Origin of the sequence: Kitasatospora sp. NPDC004669 (genome assembly GCF_040609455.1) — a bacterium.
GTDB lineage: Bacteria > Actinomycetota > Actinomycetes > Streptomycetales > Streptomycetaceae > Kitasatospora.
In genome coordinates this window covers 84,928-106,245 of sequence record NZ_JBEXKB010000017.1, presented here as the reverse complement: position 1 = coordinate 106,245, position 21,318 = coordinate 84,928, and the positions used below count along the sequence as shown (strand labels likewise).

General features: G+C 71.4%; 27 protein-coding genes. 9 read left to right on the top strand and 18 right to left on the bottom strand.

The genetic code is table 11. The features are described from left to right. Positions 1-3 precede the first annotated feature (3 nt). Genes ABZW30_RS17160 through ABZW30_RS17150 form a run of 3 tightly spaced genes read right to left on the bottom strand, consistent with a single transcriptional unit; the run spans position 4 to position 1,183 of the window. Positions 4-474: a hypothetical protein gene (locus ABZW30_RS17160; RefSeq protein WP_355671909.1), complete on the bottom strand. Its 471-nt coding sequence runs from the start codon at positions 472-474 to the stop codon at positions 4-6. Positions 475-518: 44 nt separating this feature from the next. Next, positions 519-818 (bottom strand): hypothetical protein, encoded by a 300-nt coding sequence (locus tag ABZW30_RS17155; protein WP_355671908.1) that lies wholly within the window; start codon positions 816-818, stop codon positions 519-521. Further along, positions 815-1,183: an ATP-binding protein gene (locus ABZW30_RS17150; RefSeq protein ID WP_355671907.1), complete on the bottom strand. Its 369-nt coding sequence runs from the start codon at positions 1,181-1,183 to the stop codon at positions 815-817. The genes ABZW30_RS17155 and ABZW30_RS17150 overlap by 4 nt, the downstream gene beginning before the upstream one ends. Positions 1,184-1,410: 227 nt before the next feature. Here ABZW30_RS17150 and ABZW30_RS17145 point away from each other — a divergent pair, with 227 nt between their 5' ends. The 5 genes from ABZW30_RS17145 to ABZW30_RS17125 all read left to right on the top strand — a co-directional run bounded on the left by ABZW30_RS17145 (position 1,411) and on the right by ABZW30_RS17125 (position 5,281). After that, entirely contained in the window at positions 1,411-2,256 is an 846-nt protein-coding gene (locus tag ABZW30_RS17145; protein ID WP_355671906.1) for a helix-turn-helix transcriptional regulator, read from the top strand. Further along, on the top strand, positions 2,253-2,441 hold the full coding sequence (locus ABZW30_RS17140; RefSeq protein ID WP_355671905.1) for a DUF397 domain-containing protein: 189 nt from the start codon (positions 2,253-2,255) through the stop codon (positions 2,439-2,441). The genes ABZW30_RS17145 and ABZW30_RS17140 overlap by 4 nt, the downstream gene beginning before the upstream one ends. Positions 2,442-2,552: 111 nt before the next feature. Continuing rightward, entirely contained in the window at positions 2,553-4,244 is a 1,692-nt protein-coding gene (locus ABZW30_RS17135) for an Imm49 family immunity protein (protein WP_355671904.1), read from the top strand. A 232-nt stretch (positions 4,245-4,476) separates the two neighbouring features. Continuing rightward, entirely contained in the window at positions 4,477-4,662 is a 186-nt protein-coding gene (locus tag ABZW30_RS17130) for a KOW motif-containing protein (protein ID WP_355671903.1), read from the top strand. A 61-nt stretch (positions 4,663-4,723) separates the two neighbouring features. Continuing rightward, complete coding sequence (locus tag ABZW30_RS17125; protein ID WP_355671902.1) at positions 4,724-5,281, top strand: hypothetical protein; 558 nt, start codon at positions 4,724-4,726, stop codon at positions 5,279-5,281. Between the two features lie 39 nt (positions 5,282-5,320). Here the strand turns inward: ABZW30_RS17125 and ABZW30_RS17120 are convergent, their stop codons facing one another. Further along, a complete protein-coding gene (locus ABZW30_RS17120) occupies positions 5,321-5,815 on the bottom strand; it encodes an N-acetyltransferase (RefSeq protein WP_355671901.1) in 495 nt (164 codons plus the stop codon). Between the two features lie 64 nt (positions 5,816-5,879). Then, positions 5,880-6,611 (bottom strand): SMI1/KNR4 family protein, encoded by a 732-nt coding sequence (locus ABZW30_RS17115; protein WP_355671900.1) that lies wholly within the window; start codon positions 6,609-6,611, stop codon positions 5,880-5,882. Between the two features lie 76 nt (positions 6,612-6,687). On the opposite strand from ABZW30_RS17115, the gene ABZW30_RS17110 reads away from it, so the two are divergent. Continuing rightward, a complete protein-coding gene (locus tag ABZW30_RS17110) occupies positions 6,688-7,119 on the top strand; it encodes a DUF6210 family protein (protein WP_355671899.1) in 432 nt (143 codons plus the stop codon). Positions 7,120-7,267: 148 nt separating this feature from the next. Beyond that, positions 7,268-7,678: a VOC family protein gene (locus ABZW30_RS17105; protein ID WP_355671898.1), complete on the top strand. Its 411-nt coding sequence runs from the start codon at positions 7,268-7,270 to the stop codon at positions 7,676-7,678. A gap of 4 nt (positions 7,679-7,682) precedes the next feature. On the opposite strand, the gene ABZW30_RS17100 is transcribed toward ABZW30_RS17105, so the two are convergent. Further along, positions 7,683-7,949, bottom strand: a complete 267-nt coding sequence (locus tag ABZW30_RS17100; RefSeq protein WP_355671897.1) for a hypothetical protein — start codon at positions 7,947-7,949, stop codon at positions 7,683-7,685. Positions 7,950-8,137: 188 nt separating this feature from the next. Between ABZW30_RS17100 and ABZW30_RS17095 the strand changes: the two genes are divergently transcribed. Further along, complete coding sequence (locus tag ABZW30_RS17095; RefSeq protein ID WP_355671896.1) at positions 8,138-8,536, top strand: hypothetical protein; 399 nt, start codon at positions 8,138-8,140, stop codon at positions 8,534-8,536. 126 nt (positions 8,537-8,662) lie between these two features. Beyond that, on the top strand, positions 8,663-9,862 hold the full coding sequence (locus ABZW30_RS17090; protein WP_355671895.1) for a serine hydrolase domain-containing protein: 1,200 nt from the start codon (positions 8,663-8,665) through the stop codon (positions 9,860-9,862). Positions 9,863-9,922: 60 nt separating this feature from the next. Here the strand turns inward: ABZW30_RS17090 and ABZW30_RS17085 are convergent, their stop codons facing one another. From ABZW30_RS17085 to ABZW30_RS17030, 12 genes are all read right to left on the bottom strand, one after another. After that, the gene (locus ABZW30_RS17085) at positions 9,923-10,417 is read right to left on the bottom strand and encodes a hypothetical protein (RefSeq protein WP_355671894.1); all 495 of its coding nucleotides are present in this window, start codon (positions 10,415-10,417) and stop codon (positions 9,923-9,925) included. A gap of 48 nt (positions 10,418-10,465) precedes the next feature. Next, on the bottom strand, positions 10,466-11,053 hold the full coding sequence (locus tag ABZW30_RS17080) for a hypothetical protein (protein ID WP_355671893.1): 588 nt from the start codon (positions 11,051-11,053) through the stop codon (positions 10,466-10,468). Positions 11,054-11,181: 128 nt separating this feature from the next. Then, positions 11,182-11,949 carry an ABC transporter permease gene (locus tag ABZW30_RS17075; RefSeq protein WP_355671892.1) on the bottom strand — a complete coding sequence of 256 codons (768 nt, stop codon included), beginning with the start codon at positions 11,947-11,949 and terminating at the stop codon, positions 11,182-11,184. Between the two features lie 100 nt (positions 11,950-12,049). After that, the gene (locus ABZW30_RS17070) at positions 12,050-12,976 is read right to left on the bottom strand and encodes an ATP-binding cassette domain-containing protein (protein ID WP_355671891.1); all 927 of its coding nucleotides are present in this window, start codon (positions 12,974-12,976) and stop codon (positions 12,050-12,052) included. After that, positions 12,976-13,815: a DUF4097 family beta strand repeat-containing protein gene (locus ABZW30_RS17065; RefSeq protein WP_355671890.1), complete on the bottom strand. Its 840-nt coding sequence runs from the start codon at positions 13,813-13,815 to the stop codon at positions 12,976-12,978. Before ABZW30_RS17065 ends, ABZW30_RS17070 begins: the two co-directional genes overlap by 1 nt. A 105-nt stretch (positions 13,816-13,920) precedes the next feature. Then, positions 13,921-14,490, bottom strand: coding sequence for a toxin-antitoxin system HicB family antitoxin (locus ABZW30_RS17060; RefSeq protein ID WP_355671889.1), 570 nt, complete (start codon positions 14,488-14,490; stop codon positions 13,921-13,923). Between the two features lie 207 nt (positions 14,491-14,697). After that, on the bottom strand, positions 14,698-15,750 hold the full coding sequence (locus ABZW30_RS17055; RefSeq protein WP_355671949.1) for an adenosine deaminase: 1,053 nt from the start codon (positions 15,748-15,750) through the stop codon (positions 14,698-14,700). Between the two features lie 125 nt (positions 15,751-15,875). Next, positions 15,876-17,171, bottom strand: a complete 1,296-nt coding sequence (locus ABZW30_RS17050) for a DUF445 domain-containing protein (RefSeq protein ID WP_355671888.1) — start codon at positions 17,169-17,171, stop codon at positions 15,876-15,878. 103 nt (positions 17,172-17,274) lie between these two features. Continuing rightward, positions 17,275-18,501 (bottom strand): glycosyltransferase family 2 protein, encoded by a 1,227-nt coding sequence (locus ABZW30_RS17045; RefSeq protein WP_355671887.1) that lies wholly within the window; start codon positions 18,499-18,501, stop codon positions 17,275-17,277. Between the two features lie 125 nt (positions 18,502-18,626). After that, positions 18,627-19,580, bottom strand: a complete 954-nt coding sequence (locus tag ABZW30_RS17040) for an ATP-binding cassette domain-containing protein (RefSeq protein WP_355671948.1) — start codon at positions 19,578-19,580, stop codon at positions 18,627-18,629. Between the two features lie 34 nt (positions 19,581-19,614). Next, a complete protein-coding gene (locus tag ABZW30_RS17035; RefSeq protein ID WP_355671886.1) occupies positions 19,615-20,442 on the bottom strand; it encodes an ABC-2 family transporter protein in 828 nt (275 codons plus the stop codon). After that, positions 20,435-21,316, bottom strand: a complete 882-nt coding sequence (locus ABZW30_RS17030) for an ABC-2 family transporter protein (protein WP_355671885.1) — start codon at positions 21,314-21,316, stop codon at positions 20,435-20,437. The genes ABZW30_RS17035 and ABZW30_RS17030 overlap by 8 nt, the downstream gene beginning before the upstream one ends. Between the last annotated feature and the right edge of the window lie 2 nt (positions 21,317-21,318).

Here is a 21,318-nt window from a genome sequence, read left to right as displayed (position 1 = left end):
CGGTCACCCGACCAGCGGTTCGAGATGGGCCATCGCGTCGGCGAAGTCCGCGTCCAACTGCTCGTAGGCGGCGGGGTCGCCGGAGGTCACCGCGTCACAGCGCGTGGCGACCTTCTGCAGGTCGCCGAGGACCTGCACCCACTCCTGCGGTGCGCCCGCTTCCGGCTGCAGCCCGTTGACCGTCGCCGCCATCGCGGTGCACGCCTTGCCGACGGTCTTGGCATCCCCGTTCGCGCTCGTGATGGTCGCGGCCATCGGGATCACCGCGGAACTCACCGTGCTGAACTGCGAGGACTTCAGGGCCCAGGCCTGCGCGGCACTGGTGCTGCCGCTGGGGCTCGGGCTCGCGGGGGCGGAAGAGGAGGCGGGAGGCGCGGCCGCCTCCGTGGTGGAAGCGGCCGCCGAGGTGGCCACCGCCTTGCTGCTGGCAGGAGTTGTGCTCGCGCAGCCCGTCAGTGCTGCGGCAGTGGTCACGAGCAGACATGCTGCGGTGAGGCGACGCATCGGCTTCCTTCGATTCATTCGTGGGGCGACGCGAGACTGTATCCGTCGCCCGCCCCGATCGCTCCTCCGGCGTCGCGGTTGCGCTTGTACTCGCGGATGAGGGCGAGGAGGTTGATCAGGGTGCTGGCCGGGATGTTGCCGAGGTTGACGAGCGGACGGCCCTGGAGGTTGATCTCGCCCGGGTTCGCGGAGGGCCAGAGCAGACCGAACTCACGACCCTCCGTGCGGAGTTCGACGATGAGTTCGGTGAGCTGGCGGGCAGTGAGGTGAAGCAGGGCCGGGTCGGCGGGATGGATGGGGTGATGGGCGCTCACGCGACACCGTCCAGCTCCAGCTCGAACCAGATGGTTTTGCCGAGCTTCTGGGGGTCGACACCCCAGCGATGGGTGAGGCCTTCGACGAGCTGGAGGCCCCGGCCGGACTCGGCAAGCGCAGAGGGGCTGCACCGCTCCGGGAGCTTCGGGCTGCGGTCGGAGACGCTGACGCGGAGGGTGCTGGAGAGGAAGAGGATGAGGACGACGGGGGAGGTCGTCTCCGCGTGGCGCCAGGCGTTGACGATGAGTTCGACCATGGCGAGTTCGGCGTCCGCGATGGAGGAGGGCGGCCAGCCCGCGCGGGTCATGCCGTCGCGGAGGGCGTCGCGGGAGAGGGTGAGAGAGGGGGAGTTGAGGTTGCGCACAGGGGTCTCCCAGGGGAGGAAGGGTGAGACCGGCGGATGCGTCGCCGTGAACAAGCCCACTGGACATGGGTGCTCTTCGGTGCCCGAGCGGCGTTACTGACGATCCGTTCGGTGATCGGTGCATCACAGACTGTAGGGCATGCGATAGCAAATTTGCTAGCGAGTGCAGGAAGATGTGCCTATCTGCTCGCTGGACTCGGCGCGCACGGACGATGGATGCTGGGGAGATGCCACCTACCCCAACCGCACGCCGCAAGCGCGTCGGCATCGAGCTGCGAAAGATGCGAGAGGCCGCCGGGCGCACGGCTGGAGACGCTGCCGCCGTTCTTGGGCTGGACCGCAGCAAGATCACACTGATCGAGCAGGGCACCTACCCGATCAGCCCTGAACGTGTCCTGGCGCTCGCCGCCGAGTACGAGGAGGCCGACTCCGCGTATGTGGATGCTGTCGCCGAGTTGGCCGCTGATCGCACCAAGGGGTGGTGGGAGGAGCACAGAGGACTTGTCCCTGCCGGGATTCTTGAGATCTCCGAGGTCGAACACTACGCGCGGGCGTTGGTGACGTATCAGATCTGCCATGCGCCGGGACTCATGCAGACCGAGGACACAGCGCGGGCGATCTTCCAAGAGGTCTATCCGCCGCTGCGACCGCTGAACATCGAAGCACGAGTCGAGAACCGAATGCGGCGGGCAGAGCTCCTGACACGTAACGATCCGCTCGAATACGAAGCGATTGTGCACGAGGCCGCACTGCGTATGGAGTTCGGAGGTGCGGCAGTCGCCCGGGAACAGCTGAAACAGTTGCTTGAGCTCTCGGAAGCCCCCAACGTGACACTGCGCGTATTGGAGTTCAAGGCCGGGGGCTTCAAGGGTGCAGGTCACGCAGTGCTGTACGCGAGCGGGCCAGTACCCCGCCTCGATACAGTCCAGCTGGACTCCGTAGGATCGCCAGCGTTCCTGACCGAGATGAACCAGCTGGAGAACTACCGGAACATCATCAGGGCGATGCGTGATCGCGCTCTCGATCCATCGGCCTCTCGTGACGTGATCTCCAGCATCATGAACAGCCTGTGAGGGATCCTGTGGAATGGCGAAAGCCCAGCGCGTGCGGTGATGGAAATAACTGCCCCGAGGTTGCCGTGACTACCGACGCCGTCTACCTCCGCAGCAGCCTTCTGCCCGACGCCATCGCCCAACTCACCACCGACGAATGGCGTGACCTCGTCTCCGCCATCCGGGCCGGGGAGTTCGACATCTGATCCGCATGAAGGGGGTGGGCCGTTCCTTGAACGGCCCACCCCCTTCTCACGCAGCCTTGTCCGATCCTGCGCATAGGCTGGCGATCAAGTGAGGAAGCAAGGAGCAGAACTGTGCGGATCGAGCGCCACCAGGTCGACGAGTCAGCCGTCTCGGCGGCCCGCGAAGGCTTCGCCGACCGGATCGGAGGCCAGGTCCGCTCCTACTCGCGAGCCGGCCTGATGACCGCCACCGAATGGCGGCTGATCTGCGACGAGTTCCTCGACTACCTCGGCGCCCTCTCCCTCGAAACCCCGGCTCTCGACACCCCGGAGGCCAAGGCCGTCCTCAAGGACGCCACCGCGGCCGCCACCGGAGCCATCGCGTTCGCCGCGTACTACCCCCACTGCCCCTTCCACGTCTTCCTCGACTACCCGAACTTCGGGATGGGCTACGGCCCCGAGGACACCGAGGGCGCCGACGACACCGCCCGCCCGAGCATCGTCCTCCCGCAGCGCTGGCTCGACGCACTCTGCCTCGCGATCCTCTCCGACAACGTCGCCCGGCACGGCGAGGCCTTCTTCTACACCTGGCAGGACATGCCCGCCGGTGCGGGCTACGCCGCGGCCGAACTCGTCGACGGCTTCATGGCCCACCTCTTCGGCGACACCCGCGACCACGACGCCCCCCACCCCGCGACCGCCGAACAGAAGCTCGCCGCCATCGACGCCGCGCTCGCCCGGATCGAGGACCGGGACAGCGAAGCCGCCCTCGCCCTCCGCACCCTGCGCGCCGTAGCCGCCGAGGACCGCGCAGCCTTCGACTCGGGCCTGACCGCCCTCCTTCGGGCCCTCACCCCCGCCGCCCGGCCGAGCAGCCTCCTCCCCCTGCTCCCCCTCGCGCTCGCCGCACTCGCCCACCGGGCCCACGGCTGGACACCCGCCGTCGACACCGACTACCTCCCCCACGCCCTCGTCACCAACTTCGCGACCCCCGGCCGCACCACGGTGACCTGGCCGGTCCGCGTCGACCGCCCGACCCCGGCACTCCCCCTCCACCCCGGCAGCGAGGCCCTGTTCGAGAGCTCCGTCCAGGAAGCGGTCAACCCCTCCCCCAACGACCCCCACGCCGTCGCCCACCTCGCCCACGCCCTGTCCCGGCAAGCGCTCCTCTTCCAGGTCCGCGCCTCCCAGACCCCCGACGTCACCGACACCCAGCTCACCGACCTCCACCGCGCCTCGCAGATCGGCGCAGCCCTCTTCCGGATCGCCCTCGCCGAACCGGGCACCAGCGTCGAGGTGGTCATCGACGGCAGGACGGTCGCCTTCCCCGCGACCCGGGACGACAGCACCCACCCCGGCCGCTGGCACTCGGCCCTCAACTTCGCCCTGATCACCGGCGTCCGCGAGGACCTCGCCCCGCTCGTCCTCACCGGACCGACCGGCTGCGCCGCCGACCGCTCGGTCTACGCCGCGTACCGCGTCGCCCTGCACGACTACTTCCGGGCCGTCGACCCCGCCCCCGCCACCGAGAAGGCCCTGCACGAAGCCGAACTCGCCAAGGGGTCGGGCTTCCCCGCGCCGCCGGTCGCCCTGCTCGCCCAGCTGGTGGACGGCGACCAGAACGGCTTCAACCTCGCCCTGATCGACGCCCTGGAAGCCCATCGCGACCACTACTCCGTCGCCGACCGCCCCACCGATCCCGACGCCGCGATCAACCTCGACGTCCTCGCCCTCGTCTGCCACGCCCGCCGCCGCGGCTGGGCGATCAACGTCGAGTCCCCGTACCTCCCGCCGCGCCTGCTCCGGGCGGCCGAACGCCGCTGAGGCGGACCCCTCACCCCGTGGTTCGTCGCATGGGTCTTGAGCTGCTAATATTCTTCTTGTCGCGAGGGAGAATGATTCCTCGTCAGGCGTCAGCGGTGCTACCAGAGCACGTCCTACTTTCAGTAGGAAGAGTCCGTGCAACCCGGGCCTGGCGCTCCACAGTCGGACGGGGTCCGGCGCCTTCAACGGTGCCGGACCCCGTCCGCGTTTGCGGTCGGGGGAAGGAAGCGGCGTGTCGCACGAGGCAGGTCTGCGGATCGGTGATGACGTACGGGTCACCGGCGGGCCGTTCACGGACTTCACCGGACCCGTGGTGGCCCTCGACCCCGACCGGGGACGCGTGCAGCTGACCGTGGACATCCTCGGCGACATCCACACGATCGACATCCCCCAGTCGGATGTGGTGCGGGCCGGCTGAGCCCCGGCCCCGCCCGACAACCGCTACCGGGCAAGGGTCCCGCTCGGCCGGCATGGTGGCCATGGCGAGCGAGACCGGCCCTGAATCACTGGGCCTCTGCGTGGTGGCGAACGTCGCGCGGGAGACCGGCCACGGCGACGGCGGAACGGAGATCCGCACCGGGCTGCGGCACTTCGCCCCCGGGGCCAAGGTGTGGGTCGGCCCCCTGCGGTGGGACAACGGCAGCCCGAGCGTGCCCGTCGCCGGAAGGCACCGGGGCAACAGCCGCCGCTACATCTCGATCGTCGTCCCGCGTCGGCACCTGGAGAACTTCCGGGTCCGCGCCGTCTACAGCCCCGCCCTGCTGAAGGCGCTCGGCGGCGGACCGCTCTGGACGGCGGAGCGCGCGGAGAGCTACGTGCGGTATTGGGGCACGCCGAGGCTGGAGACGCAGATCGAGGTCGAGGGTGAGAACTACATCCGCTGGGCCCCGCCGGTGACGGATCCTCCGCCGATGGAGCTGGAGTTCGAGGGCGCGACATACCACCTGGCCCACTTCAACCCCAACCGCGCCCGCTACTCGCCACTGCCACCGCCCGCGGAGCCGTCTCCGCCGCCGATCGGGCAGGCCGACGCCTGAGAGCTCACCGCGCTGCTCTCGGGCGTCGGTGCCGGAGGATCAGGACGCCGGCAGCGCCATCCAGTCCTGCCAGGAGATGTCCCGCCCCAGGTAACGCGGCCGCTGGAACGGCCAGTCGGCGGCGATCCACTGCGGCACCAGGGCGTCCAACGCCTGCTCCACCTCACCGTCGACCAGCTCGTCCACCACCCACCACGAGAGTTCGCCGTCCGCGCCGGTCCGCGCCGGCGGGTCGATGTAGACGCAGCCGAGGATCGCGGTCTCGGCGCGGTCGAGCAGGACGTAGTTGAAGGACTGGTGGGCGGCGATCTCCCGCTCGTGGCGTGCCAGGTCGATCCGGTTCGCTTCGAAGGTCATCGTCTCCGCGGGCCAGCCCCAGGCCGGGCCGAAGATGCCCCACAGGCGCTCACGGGAGCCCATCACGGCCGGATAGTCGAGGGCGGCGTCGGCCTCCGTGATCGGCCGCAGGTGGTAGTCGCCGCTGAGCAGGGGGACGTGGACGGGGTGGACGAAGTCATCAGGCAGCCAGGTCATGGCGTCGAGGCTAACCAAGGACGGGCGGCGGGATCCCGGCATTTTCGGCCCCGGGTCGGCGCGGTCACCCGGCCGCGGCGGGGGTGCCGGCCACCTGCCGCTCGCTCTCCGCGAGCCAGCCGAGGTACCACCGGGCGAAGGTCACCGGCCGGCCGTGCTCGTCGAGCAGCGGGGTGAGGTCCTCGTCGTCCACTCGGTTGTCGGACCAGATCCGGCCCCGCTCGGGGCCGCTCACAATCAGCCATTGCCGTGCGGCGCAGCCGAGGTGGGAGATCACGACGGCGCCCGCGGTGCGCTCCGGGGCGAACATCACGGGCTCCCAGCGTTCGTCCCAGGCCTCGCCGGCGTCGTCGAACTCCTCGACCTTCCCGTTCTCCTCGAAGTCCTCCTCCTCCGGGCGCTCCGCGAGCAGCGCCCGCACCAGCTCGGGATCGGGGCCCTGCCGGGGGAACGGCTCGGCCAGCCGGGACAGGTCGGCCAGGTCCGCGCCGTCGCCCTCCCAGCGCCAACGGCCCTGCGCCTTGCGCACCGGGAACACCCCGTGCGCCGGACCGGCGCCGCCCGCGCCGACGTTCAGCAGGAACCGCCGGTACTCCTCGGGCAGTTCAGCCCCGGTCCGCACCTCAAGGTCGGCGAGCTCCGCCGCCGTCAGCGGCTCGTCCAGCCGGAACCGGTGCCCGCTGGAACCGAACACCACCGCGCTGCGCGGATCGCCGGCCAGCGCGGCCACCCGCTCCCGCACGCCCGCCCACGTCGGGTCCCCGGTTTCCTGCAGCGTGTCCCGTCGTTCGACCATGGGCACGCAGCCTAGACGGGAGCCCGGACATCAAACCCTGTTGAGCCGGCGGCCGACCGGCGAGAAGACTGCCGCCATGGGTACTCGACGATTCGTGTTCCTCGACCCGGACGGCACGGCAGGCGGAAGCGGGTGGCTGTACGTGATCGTCGCGGCCCCTACCGGCGTCCACTACCAGCAGCAGTACGGCGGCACCGCCTGCCGCCAGGGGCAGGCTGAGGGCTTCCTGGTGCCGTTGTTCGGCCCGGACGCGTTGGCGGCCCTCCGGGAGCTGTTCGAGCGGGAGTTCCGGGGCGCCGGGACATGGAACCACCCGTGGTCGGACGGCGAACTCGACACGCTGCGGGAGATCGTGCGGGGCCTCTCCTACTGGGCCTGCGACGGGCACACCGAGGAGCCGCACGACCTGCGGCTGGACGAGAGCCGGGTGCGCGAGATCGACGAGGCGTGGGTACCGGTGATCACGCCGGACGGGCCCGGGCTCCTGGTGTGGGCCAACTCCGACTGAGGGCCCACCGGACCCTGTCGGCCCGGGCCGATACCTCCTCGGCACCGAGGACTAGGACCAGCGCCCGATGGCACCCGACGAGGTGCTCCCTAGGCTCGCAGCCACCGCCGATCACGGACCCGCGCCCCGTTCCCCAGGAAGTAGCACCATGCCTGCTGACGCCACCGCCCACATCCGCATCGCCCGCCCCTCGCGCGACCTCCGCGCGGCGGAGGACTTCTGGATCTCGGGGCTCGGGCTCGACGTCCTCTACCGGCACGAGACGGACGGCACCCCCGGCGAGCACTCGCTCCTCATGGCCGGCTGGCCCGACGCCGCGTGGCACCTGGAGCTGGTCCACGACCCCGCCGCCCCGGTCGAGCCGCGGCCGACCGCCGAGGACCTCCTGGTCGTCTACCTCGGCGAGCCGGTGCCGGACTCGCTGGTCGAGCGGCTCGAACAGCACGGCGGCAAGCGGGTCCCCGCCCACAACCCGTACTGGGACACCTGGGGCGTGACCGTCCAGGACCCGGACGGCTACCTGCTGGTGCTGTCCACCCGCTCCTGGTCCAACGCATAGGCCCTCACCGGGCACCACGGCGGCGCAGTTCACCGAGCCACTCCCGCACCTGCTCATCGTCGTGCAGGTACGGGCCCTCGGGGCCGGCGGGGAGGTCGATGCCGTGGAGCAGCCCGAGTGCCCAGAGGGAGAGGTCGTCCCACTCCAACTCGTCGTCGAGCAGCCGGCGGCCGGCCCAGCGGTCGGCCTCGTCCCGGCTCACCCGGCCCTCGGCCACGGCGGCGAACAGGCGCTCGATCTCGTCCAGGTCGGGGGAGAGGGAAGGTTTCACCGCCACAGTCTGACGATACGACTTCCGTGAATCCAGAAACGGCTTGATCCCATCGCTTCCGCATGAACCCGACGGAGGCCGGTTTTCCGCTGCCGAGGGCAGGGGTAGTGCCGAGACGTTCGCACTCCGACCATCCCCATGTCCGATGCGGAGGCGAATCTTTGAGATTTTCACGGAAAGGACTTCGTATGAACAGGATCGTTCGTAACGCCCTCGCGACCGTCGTGATGACGGGCGCCCTCACCGCCGCCGTCGCCCCCGTGGCCATGGCCGCCGAGCAGACCCGCTCGGTGGCCGGGGTGCAGGCGCAGGTCCGCAACCCGAAGACGATCAAGACCGCCGACTACAACGATGCCAAAAGCACCCTGACGAAGGCGGGCAGCCTGACGGCCGCCAAGTCCCACCCGGCCCACGGCGTCAAGGACGTCCCGGTGTCCTACGGCACCGACATGCTCGCCGCGGCCCGGGACGAGTTCCGGGCGGCGGACCGCAAGCTGCCCGCGAACCAGAAGAAGTCCGACATGTCGATCGACCACTACAACGCCATCCACAAGGCGGCCAAGAAGATGGGCATCGACACCTGGTAGCAGGCGTCGCCTGACAACAACTCGCGCATCCTCCGAACGGGGCCCGGCTCTCCTTCAGAAGACGGAGAGCCGGGCCCTTCGCCGGGAGGAGGACCATCGGCGGCCGCCGATGCGAGCGTGACGGGCATGACCACACCTCATCCGTCCCGTCACCGAATCAGCGCGCGGTTCGGCGCCCGGGTCGCCGCTGCCGCACTTGCCACCGCCACCGTCGCCACGCTCGCGCCCGGCGCCGCGGCCGCCACGCCGGTCGTCCCGGCGCAGAGCCCGGCCGACTTACGGCCCGAGCTGAACGCCATGGTCGAGCAGGGCGTCAGCACGGCCGCGTTCGCGGAGATCCGCGACCACGGCCGGGTCACCTGGCGCGGCGCGGCCGGCACCGCCGACCTGGACACCGGCCGACCGGCGCGCGCCGACGGGCGGTTCAGGATCGCCAGCGTCACCAAGACCTTCGTCTCCACCGTCACCCTCCAGCTGGTCGGCGAAGGGCGGATCGAGCTGGACGACCCGATCGAGCACTACCTGCCCGGCACCGTACCCGACGGCGGCCACATCACCGTCCGCCAACTCCTCAACCACACCAGCGGGTTGCACAACTACCTCGACGACCCGCACGTCCGCTCCAACACCGAGGCGGGCAACCGGGAGTTCCTCGCCACCGGACGCTGGATCGAGTACACGCCGGAACAGCTGCTGGCCATCGGCACCGCCATGCCGCCCTACTTCGCGCCCGGGCAGGGGTGGCACTACTCCAACACCAACTACGTCGTCGTCGGCATGCTCATCGAGAAGGTCACCGGCCGCAGTTGGCGGGAGGAGGTGGCCGACCGGATCATCCGGCCGCTCGGACTGCGCCACACGTCCATGCCCGACTCCTCCACCGCGATCCCCGGACCGCACGCGCACGGCTACTTCAAGTTCCCCGAAGGCCCGGGGGACGTCACCCGACTCTCCCCGACCATCGCGGACGCGGCCGGCGCCGGGATCTCCACCACCGACGACCTCAACCGCTTCCACGAGGCGCTGTTCGGCGGCCGACTGCTCGCCCCGGCGCAGCTCGCCGAGATGACCACCACGGTGCCGGTCCCCGGCGGCAACGGCGGCGAGTACGGGCTCGGCGTGACCCGCTACAACCTCTCCTGCGGCCAGGTCTGGGGGCACACCGGCGACATCCCGGGCTACTCGACCGCCGTGCTCGGGACGCGGGACGGCAGCCGGCAGCTCACGCTGTCGTACAACGAGTACGACAAGAGCGACTCCGGCAAGTCCGATCGGCTCTACCAGGCCGTCCTGGAGAAGGCGCTCTGCGGCAAGGCCTCCGGCTGACCGGCGACGGGCGACGGGCGACGGGCGACGGGCTCCGCACGCCCTGGCGGCTCACTGGGCTCACTGGGCGCGCGGGGCCCGTCGGGCTTCCCGGCTCGCATGACCGGACCGGCCGAACTGACCGAACCGACCGAACCGGCCGGACCGGCCGGACCGGCCGGACCGGCCGAACGAACGATGGAGCGGGGCCGCCGTAGCGAAGACGAAGAGCCCGAAGAGGGTCATCACCGGCAGGCCGACGAACCGGAGGTAGTCCAGCGGGTGGTGGACGAGGCCGTCCCAGTTCCCCCACCAGTTCGCGAGCAGGTCGGCGACCATGATGCCCGCACCGAGGAGCGGACCCGCCGGACGCGCCAGGGCGACCCAGACGGCGGCGAGCGGGTCGAGGACCAGCAGGGCGTGGAAGAGCAGTTGGCTCGGCAACGGCCAGGAGTGGTAGGCGTGCAGGCCGCCCGTGAACACGTCGTAGGCGTGCGCGCCGGTCCCTTCGAGGAACCCGATCACGTACACCGCTGCCACCCACCGCGCCCAGCGCGGCTGCGTCCCCCATCGCATGGCACCCACTCTAGGCCGTGGCCACCGACGGGCCGGGGCGGCCGGGCTCTACCGCGTCGCCACCCGGGGTTCGCTCAGGCTGCCGTCCGGGCGGACGTCGAAGACCGTGAGCGCCTTCCGCCCCGTCACCGTGATCTGGTCCGGCCCGGACCAGTCGACGCGGACGAAGTCGTCGGCGCTGGTGTCCCAGACACCCATGCTCCAGTGGCGGGCGGACCAGCCGTTGCCGGCCACCACCTCCACCCGGTAGACCGGGTCGATCGAGAAGGCGACATTGGTGACGGTCAGCACCCGGTCCGGGCGGTTCGGACTCACGAACCGGTCGACCCGCCCGCCGTAGCCGCCGAACACATACGTCATCACCGCGAGCGGCAGCCCGAGGCAGCCGAGCGCCGCCAAGCCGCCCGCGAAGCCGATCTGCGACCCTCTGGTCCGGAATTCGCGCTCGACCATCAGCGAGGCCACGACCAGCACGACCGCCGTCCCGACCAGCAGCACCGGGCGGTTGAACCACCGCTCGACCTCCACCAGCCCGCCGGACCGGGAGGCGTGCCGGCCCGCCAGGTACGCCAGGAGCGCCGCCAGCGCCACGCCTCTGAGCCACCACGCGATCTGCTTGCGGCGCCTCGCCGCCATCCGTGCCCCCCGAGCGATCTTTGCTGATCCTTGGCGCGGACTTTACTACGACGAGCCGTCAACACAACGGCCCGGGCGGCGGGTTGTCCCCGCCGCCCGGACCTGGTGGGCTACCGGCCGTACCCCCGTCACCGCCGGTAGAAGACCCTCCGTGACCAGAGGTAGCCGACCAGCGTGAGGCCGGTGCACCAGGCGAGGGCACTCCAGGCACTGGTGCCGATCTCGGTGCCCATCAGCAGGCCGCGCAGGGTCTCGATGATGGGGGTGAAGGGCTGGTACTCGGCGAACCACCGCAGCACGGTGGGCATCGAGTCCGGCGGGACGATCGCGCTGCCGATGAACGGCAGGAACGTCAGCGGCAGCGGCGTGTTGCTCGCGCTCTCCGGCGTCTTCGACACCAGTCCGATCCCCGCCGATATCCAGGTCAGCGCCAGGGTGACGAAGAGCAGCAGCCCCGCGGCCGCGAGCCATTCCACCGGGCCGGCGCTCGACCGGAACCCCATCGCGAAGGCCGCGGCGATCACGAACACCAGCGCGACCACCGTCTGGATCACGCTGCCGACCACGTGCCCGGCCAGGAACGCCGACCGTGATATCGACATCGTCCGGAACCGGTTGACGATCCCCTCCGTCATGTCGACGCACACGCCCACCGCGGTGGCGACCGATCCCGCCGTCGCCGTCATCAGCACGATCCCCGGCGTCACGTAGTCGATGTAGCTCCCGCCGCCGATGCCGGCCCCCAGCGCGCCCCCGAAGGCGTAGTTGAAGAGCAGCAGCATCATCACCGGCATGACCACGACGGAGAAGGTCATCGCCGGATACCGCTGCGCCCGCTTGAGGTTGCGCCGCAGCATGGTCAGCGAGTCGCTGACCACATAGGTCGTCGCGCTCATGCGCCCACCTCGCTTCGCTCGGCGGGGGCATTCGCCCACGCGCACCTCTCGATGATTCGCTCTCCCCCAGCCTTCGGCCGGGGGTACCCCCATCGCTCGCTCATCGCGCACCCTCCCCGGTCAGCGTGAGGAACACGTCGTCCAGATCGGCCGTCTCCACGACCAGCGACTCCGCTTGCACGGACGCGTTGTCGAGCGCGTCCAGCACCGACTTCACGGTGAGGACGGAGTTGTCCCCCGGGATGTCCAGCACCAGGGCCTCGGCGTCGGCCGTGGCGTAGTCGAACAGCGTGGCGGCGGTGGCCAGCCTGGCGGCGTCGGCGAACTGGAGCCGGATCCGCCCGCCGGGGACGATCCGCTTCAGCTCCTCTGCGGTGCCCTCGGCGACGATCCGGCCGCCATCCAGGACGGCTATCCGGTCGGCGAGCTGGTCGGCCTCGTCCAGGTACTGGGTGGTGAGGAAGATCGTCACCCCGTGGTCGGCGACCAGCCCCCGGATGATCTCCCACATGGTGCGCCGGCTTCGCGGGTCCAGCCCGGTGGTCGGCTCGTCCAGGAAGATCACCCGGGGGTCGCCGACCAGCGTCATCGCCAGGTCGAGCTTGCGCCGCATGCCGCCGGAGAAGGTGGCGACGGGCTTGCGCGCGGCCTCGGCGAGGTCGAAACGGCTCAGCAGGTCCTCGGCTCGCCTCCGCCCCTCCCGACGGCGGAGGTGGTTGAGGTCTGCCATCAGCATCAGGTTCTCCTCGGCGGTGAGCAGGTTGTCCACCGCCGAGAACTGGCCGGTCACCCCGATCGCCTTCCGCACGCCGTCCGCCTGTCGGACCACATCGTGCCCGGCCACCTGGGCCGAGCCGCCGTCCGCCGGGATCAGGGTGGAGAGGATCTGCACGGTGGTGGTCTTGCCGGCGCCGTTCGGCCCGAGCAGGGCGAAGACGCTGCCGGCCTGGATGGACAGGTCGATGCCCCTGAGCACCGCCTTGTCCCCGTAGGACTTGGTCAGCCCTACCGCGGAGATCGCCGCCATCAGGCCCTCCGGATGGTGACGCTGCCGACCTGGGTGTTGGCGCGGACCTCGACGGTCTCCCGGGCGTCGCCCGGGCCCTCCGCCTGGCCGAGGCTGTTGCGGACGCCGCCGAACTTGCTGTGCACGTCGAGCCAGGCCGCCGTGCCCTCCGCGATGCCGACCTCCACGTCCCCCACGCCGCTCTGCAGGGTGACCTTGCCCCGGACCACCTCTCCGATCCGGATGTGGCCGTTCGCCGTCTTGGCGTCCACGCCCGCCTCGGCGAGGCCGACGTGGATCCGGCCGTTGGAGGAGTTGGCGGTCAACTCGCCGCGCACCTCGTCGATCTCGGTGTCGCCGTTGTTGTTCTTGACCGTCAGCGAGCCGCCGACGGAGCCGACCTCGATCCGGCCGCCGCCGGTCACCTCTGCGTCCCCGGCGATCGTGCCGATCCGGACGTCCCCCATGTCGGTCTTGAGCCGCACGCTGTCGGCCCGGTCGATCTGGATCCGGCCCATGGACGTCTTCAGCCGGCAGTCGCCGAGCTGGCCCTCGGTGACGAAGTCCGCCATCGGGGAGTCGGCGTGCACCTCGGAGCCGGAGGGCAGCTCGACCAGGACCTCGATCGAGCCCTTCTTGCTGGAGAACACAGTGCGCTGCTTGGGGCCCTTGAGGGTGAGCCGGCCGCCGGAGAAGTCGACCTGGGTCAGCTCGGCGGCCTTGACGTCCGCGTCCCTGGCCGCGTCGGCGGGCCGGACCTCGATCACCGCGTCGGTGCGCTTGCCGGCGCGGATCCACACCGTGCCGATCTCGAACTCAAGGGAGGCGGAGATCGGTCCGTCGGTCTTGTACGTAGGCATGGCTGTCCCGTCCTCTTGACTCGTGTAGGTGTTCCCGCTGGTCGGAGCGGGGGTGACGTTGAAGGTGCGGAAGGTGGCGCGGAAGGTTCGGCTGGTGCGGAAGTGTCAGTGGACCCAGCCGGTGAAGCCCTGGCCGCCGATGCTGCGCGAGGTGCGGGTGCCGAGGGCGGAGGCCGGGCGGGCGGCGGGCCGGCCGCCCTCCAGCGCGCCGGCGACGGCCCGGACCAGCCAGGCGTTGAGGGAGAGGCCCTCCTGTCCGGCGGCCTCCTCCGCCCGGGCCTTGAGGTTCGCGGGCAGGCGCAGGTTGATCCGGGCGGTGCCCGACTCGTCCGACTCCGACACCGACGGCGGCGCAGCCGGCGCCACAGGTGGCACCACCGGAGCCACCGGCGGCACCACGGGCGGCACATCGCCGTGGAAGGCGTCGGAGCCGGGCGGCACGGTCACCACGAACTCGGGGTCGAGCCCGCGCAACCGCACGTCCACCGAGCCCGGGGCGAGGTCCCGGGTGACTTCGCCCATGGCGGCCGAGAGTGCGTTGAGCAGGGTGAGCCGCACGGCCGACTCCAGCGGGAGCGTCAGCCGGTCGGCCAGCGCCCGGGCTTCCTCCCCGCCGGTGGCGGCGGCCACCGCCAGCTCGTTCCGGAGGTTTTCGACGTACGGCGTGAGGTCCATGACTCAAGCATGGCACAGGGATGGTGCCATGTCGAGCCATTTGTGGCGCCACCTTGGCGCCACCCGGAGCCGTTGGCGGCACCACCCCGGAACACCTGGCGCCACCTGGCACCACCCCGCGCGGCCCCGCGCCGGAAACGCTGGAACGGCGCCGGAAACGGAACCGCCCCGCCGGCCGAAGCCGACGGGGCGGTCACAGGGGAGGGGTCAGCGCTGCCAGCCCGCCAGGTAGGCGTCGATCTCGCCGGTCAGCCGCGCCTTGCCGGCCCGGTCCAGGAAGGAGGCCTCGACCGCGTTGCGGGCCAGCGCCGCCACCCCGGTCTCGTCCAGCCCCAGCAGCCGCGCCGCCACCGCGTACTCGGTGTTGAGGTCGGTGCCGAACATCGGCGGGTCGTCGCTGTTGACGGTCACCAGCAGCCCGGAGTCCACCATCTGCTTGATCGGGTGCTCCTCGATCCGCTCCACCGCCCGGGTGGCGATGTTGGAGGTCGGGCAGACCTCCAGCGCGATGCGGTGCTCGCCCAGGTGGTCGAGCAGCGCCGGGTCCTTCACCGCCTGGGTGCCGTGCCCGATGCGCTCGGCGCCGAGCTCGCGGATCGCGTCCCAGACCGTCTGCGGCCCGGTGGTCTCGCCCGCGTGCGGGACGGAGTGCAGGCCGGCCGCCCGCGCCCGGTCGAAGTACGGCTTGAACTGCGGCCGCGGCACGCCGATCTCCGGGCCGCCCAGGCCGAAGCTGACCAGGCCCTCGGGGGCCAGCTCGGTGGCCAGGCGGGCGGTCACCTCGGCCGACTCCAGGCCGGCCTCGCCCGGGATGTCGAAGCACCAGCGCAGCACCACGCCGAGTTCCTTCTCGGCGCGCAGCCGGGCGTCCTCGATCGCCTCCATGAAGGCGACGTCGGGGATCCCGCGCTTGACCGAGGAGTACGGGGTGATGGTCAGCTCGGCGTACCGGATGTTCTGGCGGGCCATGTCCTCGGCCACGCCGTAGGTGAGCGCGCGGACGTCCTCGGCGTCACGGACGAGGTCCACGACGCTCAGGTAGACCTCGATGAAGTGGGCGAAGTCGGTGAAGGTGAAGTACTCGGCGAGCGCGGCCGGATCGGTCGGCACCTTGGACTGGCCCCGGTGGCGGGCGGCCAGGTCGGCGACGACGCGCGGCGAGGCCGAGCCGACGTGGTGGACGTGCAGTTCCGCCTTGGGCATCCCGGCGATGAACGCCTCGATGCTCCGGTCAGCGGTGTTACCGGTGGGGTTTCCGATCCGACTTCCGTCCGGCTGGACCACGGTGGTTCCCTTCTTCCTTCTCCGCGCCTTCTACGCGCGTATCGCGAATGTGGGCCCAGGATAGGCCCAAGTCGGAGCCGCCGGCCGGGGGACGTCGGGGATCACCCCCCGAGCGCGACCGCCACGGTGTGGATCAGCAGCCCGGCCATGGCGCCGACCACCGTGCCGTTGATCCGGATGAACTGCAGGTCACGCCCGACGTTGGCCTCGATCTTGCGCGAGGCGTCGTCGGCGTCCCAGCTCGCCACCGTCTCGGAGATCAGCGAGGTGATCTCGGTCCGGTAGGTGTCGACCAGGTACTGGGCGGCGTCCTGCAGCCAGCCGTCCACCTTGGCCTGCAGCTTGGCGTCGGTGGCCAGGCGCTCGCCGAAGCCGCGCACGCCGTCGCGGATGCGCCGGCGCAGTTCACTGTCCTCGTCCTCGGCCGCGCTCACCACCAGGGTGCGCACGGCCGCCCAGGTGGAGTTGATCAGGTCCTGCACCTCGGGGCGGGCCAGCAGCTCGCCCTTGGCCCGCTCGACCCGGGCGATGGTCTCCGGGTCGGTCTGCAGCTCGGCGGCGAAGTCGACGAGGAAGTCGTCGATCGCGCCGCGGGCCGGGTGGTCCGGGTCGTCCCGGATGTCGGTGACGAAGCGCAGCAACTCCTTGTAGACCCGCTCGCCGACCTGGTGGTCGATGAACTTCGGCGTCCAGCCCGGGGTCTTCTGGGAAACCTTCCGGATCACGTCCTCATGGTTGGCGGTCAGCCAGCCGTGCGCCCGGACGGCCACCAGGTCGACCACGCCGTGGTGCCCGCCGTCCGCGACCACCTTGCCCAGCATCCGGCCCATCGGCTCGGCCACCGAGGTGGCGGCGGCCCGCCGGGTGACCGCCTCGGCGACCACCGCCTGCACGTCGTCGTCGCGCAGCACCGCGAGCACCCCGCGCAGCGCCGCCGAGGCCTCCTTGGTGACCCGCTCGGCGCTGCCCGGCGCGGCCAGCCACTCCCCCAGCCGGCGGCCGATGCCGAGCGCGGCGAGCCGACCGCGCACCACGTGGCCGGAGAGGAAGTTCTCGCCGACGAAGTCGCCGAGCGAGCGCCCGAAGGCGTCCTTCTTGGTCGGGATGATCGCGGTGTGCGGGATCGGCAGTCCGAACGGGCGGCGGAACAGCGCCGTCACCGCGAACCAGTCGGCCAGCGCGCCGACCATGCCCGCCTCGGCGGCGGCCGCCACGTACCCGGCCCAGGCTCCGGCGCCGGCCGCCTTGGCCCAGGTGGCGAGGGCGAAGACCAGGCTCGCGAAGGCCAGCAGACCGGTCGCGATGGTCTTCATCCGGCGGACGCCGCGTTTCTTCTGCTCGTCGGCCGCGGTGAACCGGACCCCGGGGCCGGTCCTGCTGAAGGCTTCGTCACTCACCCCGCCAGTCTGCCTGTTGCCCGGCGCGGACGGGGGCGTGCCTCGCGATCACGCGCTCCGGACCTCGGCGACCACGCGCTCCTGGACCTGGGCGACCACCCGCTCAGCCTTGTCCCCCGTTCACCGAGTCGGCGAGCCGGCGCCACAGCGGCGAGCGCCGCAGCCCGCGCCGCAGCTGCTCCGGGACGATCCCCCGCCACAGCTGCTGGGCCAGGTTGAGCCGCGGCACGGCCTCGACCAGTGGCTCCTCGCGCAGCAGGAACAGCCCGTCCGGCAGGCCGAGCCGGGCGTCCCGGAAGGCCGGGTAGCCCGCGTAGCGCCGCCGCCCGTCCGCCACCACCGGCGGTTCGCCGTGCGCGGCCTCGTAGCGGATCTGGCCGCGCAGCGCCTGCGGCCTCACGGCGGCGGCGAGTTCGAGCCGCACCCGAGCGGCGACCGGCAGCCGGTGGTACACCGCGCGGGCGCCGAACAGCTCGATCATCCGGCCGACCTCCTCGCACACCCGCCGCTGCAGCCCGTCGTCCAGCAGCAGGAAGCCGTCCTGGAACAGCCGGGGCACGTCCCAGGCGAAGCTGCGGGCCCGGATGGCGTCCAACTCCTCGCCCGGTTCGGCCAGTTCGACCGCCACCTGCTGCAGCGCGAAGATCCCGCGCAGCCGGTCCAGCACCCCGGCCCGCTCAGTGACGTCGCCCAGGTCCTCGCGCGGCACCAGGAAGCAGTAGTCGTAGTCGGCGAGCACGGACACCCGGCGCGCCCGCAGACAGGCCTCCAGGGCGAACGGCTGCTCCGAGAAGACCTTCAACTCCTCGTTGCGGCAAAGCCCGTGGCGCCGGATGAAGTCGAGCCGGAACAGCTCGGTGTCGGACAGCACCCAGGCCAGCGCCGAGTCGGTGAAGCCCACCGACTCGGCGTTGGCGTGGAAGATGCCCTGCGGCACCAGCCGCCCGTTCACCCCGACCTGCTTGGGCACCACCACGTCCGAGCCCCAGTCGTCGGCGGCCGCGACCAGCCGCTCCAGCGCCTCCGGGCCGAGCTGGTCATGGGCGCCGAGGAACAGCACGTAGCGGCCGCGGGCCAGCGCCAGGCCGCGGTTGCAGGGGGCCGCCGGGCCGCCGGAGTCGGGCTGGTGCACCACCCGGAACAGCCCGGGGCGGCGGGCGGCGTACTCGTCCGACAGCGCTTCGCCGCCGTCCGTGGAACCGTCGTCGACGACCACCACCTCCAGCCGCCCCGGCGCCAGGGACTGCCCGACCAGCGAGTCCAGGCAGGCGGTGAGGTACGGCATGGCGTTGTGGACCGCGACCACCACGGTCACGTCGGGTACGGACATCGGGCGGCGGGCCTCCGGTGCGCGGTTCGGCGAGGGTTGCACCGGTCAACTCGGCAGCCCGCCGGGGAGTCACGTGCCCTCCCCGAACGGGTGACGGGCCCGAACGCGCGCCCGAGGAAGCGGGATCAGCCGATCGCGACCTTGGCGTACATCCGCGCGATCACGTCCTCGATGGCCGGCTCGCGCACCGACAGGTCCACCAGCGGGTACCGCGCCGCGACCGCCGCCACGATCGGCGCCGCGCTCTCCTGCGCCGGGAAGGCCAGCCACTGCCGCGGCCCCTCGACCTTGACCACCCGCGCCCCGGCCACCTCGATCGGCCGCCGGGCCTCGGCGAGGTCGACCACCAGCGTGCGCTCGCTGCGGCCGGTGGTGTGCAGCCCGTCCAGCCCGCCGTCGTAGACCACCCGGCCGTGGTCGATCACCATCACCCGGCCGCAGAGCTGCTCGATGTCGGTCAGGTCGTGGGTGGTGAGCAGCACCGTGGTGCCCCGGTCGCGGTTGACCTCGCGCAGGAACTCGCGCACCTTGCCCTTGCTGACCACGTCCAGGCCGATGGTCGGCTCGTCCAGGTAGAGCACCTGGGGGTCGTGCAGCAGCGCCGCCGCGAGGTCGCCGCGCATTCGCTGGCCGAGCGAGAGCTGCCGTACGGGTGTGTCCAACAAGCCGTCCAGGTCGAGCAGTTCGACGCAGCGGCCGAGGTTCTCGCGGTACCGCCGGTCGGGGATGCGGTAGATCCGGCGGGCGAGTTCGAAGGAGTCGCGCAGCGGGAGGTCCCACCACAGGGTGGTGCGCTGGCCGAAGACGACGCCGATCCGGCGGGCCAGCGCGACGCGTTCGCGGGCCGGGTCGACCCCGGCGACGCGCAGCCGTCCGGCGCTGGGGACGAGGATGCCGGTGAGCATCTTGATGGTGGTCGACTTGCCGGCGCCGTTGGGCCCGATGTAGCCGACGCACTCGCCGGCCTCGACGGTGAAGCTCAGCCCGTCCACCGCGCGCACCTCGCGTTTGGTCCGGCTGAACCGGCCGGTGCGGGCCCGCACGGTGAAGGTGCGGTGGACGTCCTGGAGTTCGATCAGTGCCACGGTGATTCCTTACGAGGGGTACGGGTGGTCAGCTGCCGGTGCCGCGGTAGGCGCGAAGTCCGGCCCGCCAGGCGAGCCCGGCGGCGGCGACGCACAGCGCGGCGGCGACCGGGGAGGCGTACTGGAAGGCGGTGGGCAGGCCGAGCGGGTCGGGCCGGCCGAGGATGCGCAGGGAGGGCAGCCAGTTGACGAAGGCCAGCGGTACGCCGAAGACCACCCCGGCGACCAGCTCCTTGGCGAAGATGGTCGGCGGGTAGTGCAGCAGGGTCGCGCCGCCGTAGGTGAAGGAGTTCTGGATCTCCTTGGACTCGCCCCACCAGAACTGGACGGTGGCGCCGCCGATGTAGATCGCGCCGAAGATGACGCTGCCGCACACCAGCAGAACGGGCACCAGCAGCACCCGGTCCCAGGTCCAGTGGACGTCCAGGGCGGCCAGTGACCAGACGAGCACCACCGCGGCCTGGAGCGGGCGGCCGAGCCGGCGCAGGCTGAAGCGTTCGGCGCACAGCTGGGAGAGCGCGGGCGCCGGGCGGATCAGCATGGTGTCCAGCGAGCCGTTCATGATCCGCACACCGAGGCCGTCGGCCGAGCCGACCAGCAGGTTGGCCGTGCCGAGGGAGAAGGTCGCGGTGGCATAGAGGAAGGCGATCTCCGGCAGCCTCCAGCCGCCGAGTTCGTCGGTGTGCCGGAACATGATCACCAGCACGACGAAGTCGAGCGAGTGGGTGACCAGGCTGGCCAGCAGGTTCAGCAGGAAGGAGGCCCGGTAGGCCATCATCGAGCGCATCCACATCCGGGCGCAGAGCCACCAGGAGCGGACCGCCCAGGAGGTGCGGGCGACCAGCGGCTCAGCCACCCTGCACCACCACCCTGCGGGTCGCCAGCCACTGCGCGCCCCGCCCGGCGGCGAGCAGCACGGCCGCCCAGCCGAGCTGGAAGCCGAGCGCCCCGAGCAACCCGGTGCCGCTCGCGCGCTCCAGGAAGACGTCGGTCGGCACCTTGATCAGCGCGGCCCAGGGCATCGCCCGGCCGAGGTCGCCGAGCCAGCCGGGGAAGAGCGCGATCGGCAGCAGCATCCCGGAGAAGAACATCGAGACCACCAGCATCACCGCGCGCACCCCCTCCGAGTCGTGCAGCCAGAAGCCGGTGATCGAGACCAGGAACCGCAGCCCGAAGCTGACCAGCAGCGCGAGCAGCACCGAGAGCAGGAAGAACGCCCAGGTCAGCGGCTGCTCGGGCAACCGGGTGCGGAACACCAGCGCGCCGACCAGCATCGGCACGGTGCCGCGGATCAGTGCTTGGAAGGCGGCCCGGCCGAGGTCGGTGGCCAGCCACCAGCCCTGGAAGTCGACCGGGCGGTAGAGGTCGACGGCGATGTCGCCGGAGCGGAAGCGGTCCTGGACGTCGTCCTGGAAGCCGCCGCCCCAGACCGCGATCGTGACCAGCAGGCCCTGGCTGACCCAGATGTAGGTGACGGCCTGGCTCTGGTCGTAGCCGCCGAGGCCGGGGCGGGCCTGCCAGAGGGCGAGGAAGGAGGAGGCGAGGATGATGCCGAAGACGGTGTTGGTGAAGGTGCCGGCCAGGGTGGCGGCCCGGTAGGTGGAGTAGCGGCGGAAGGCGCCGCGGGCGACGGCGGCGTAGAGCCCGAGGGAGGCCGCGGTGTGGCGCCCGAGGGGGCCCGCGGGGGCGGTATCCGGGGGCCTCGCCCCCACGGTGGCAACATTCTGCATAT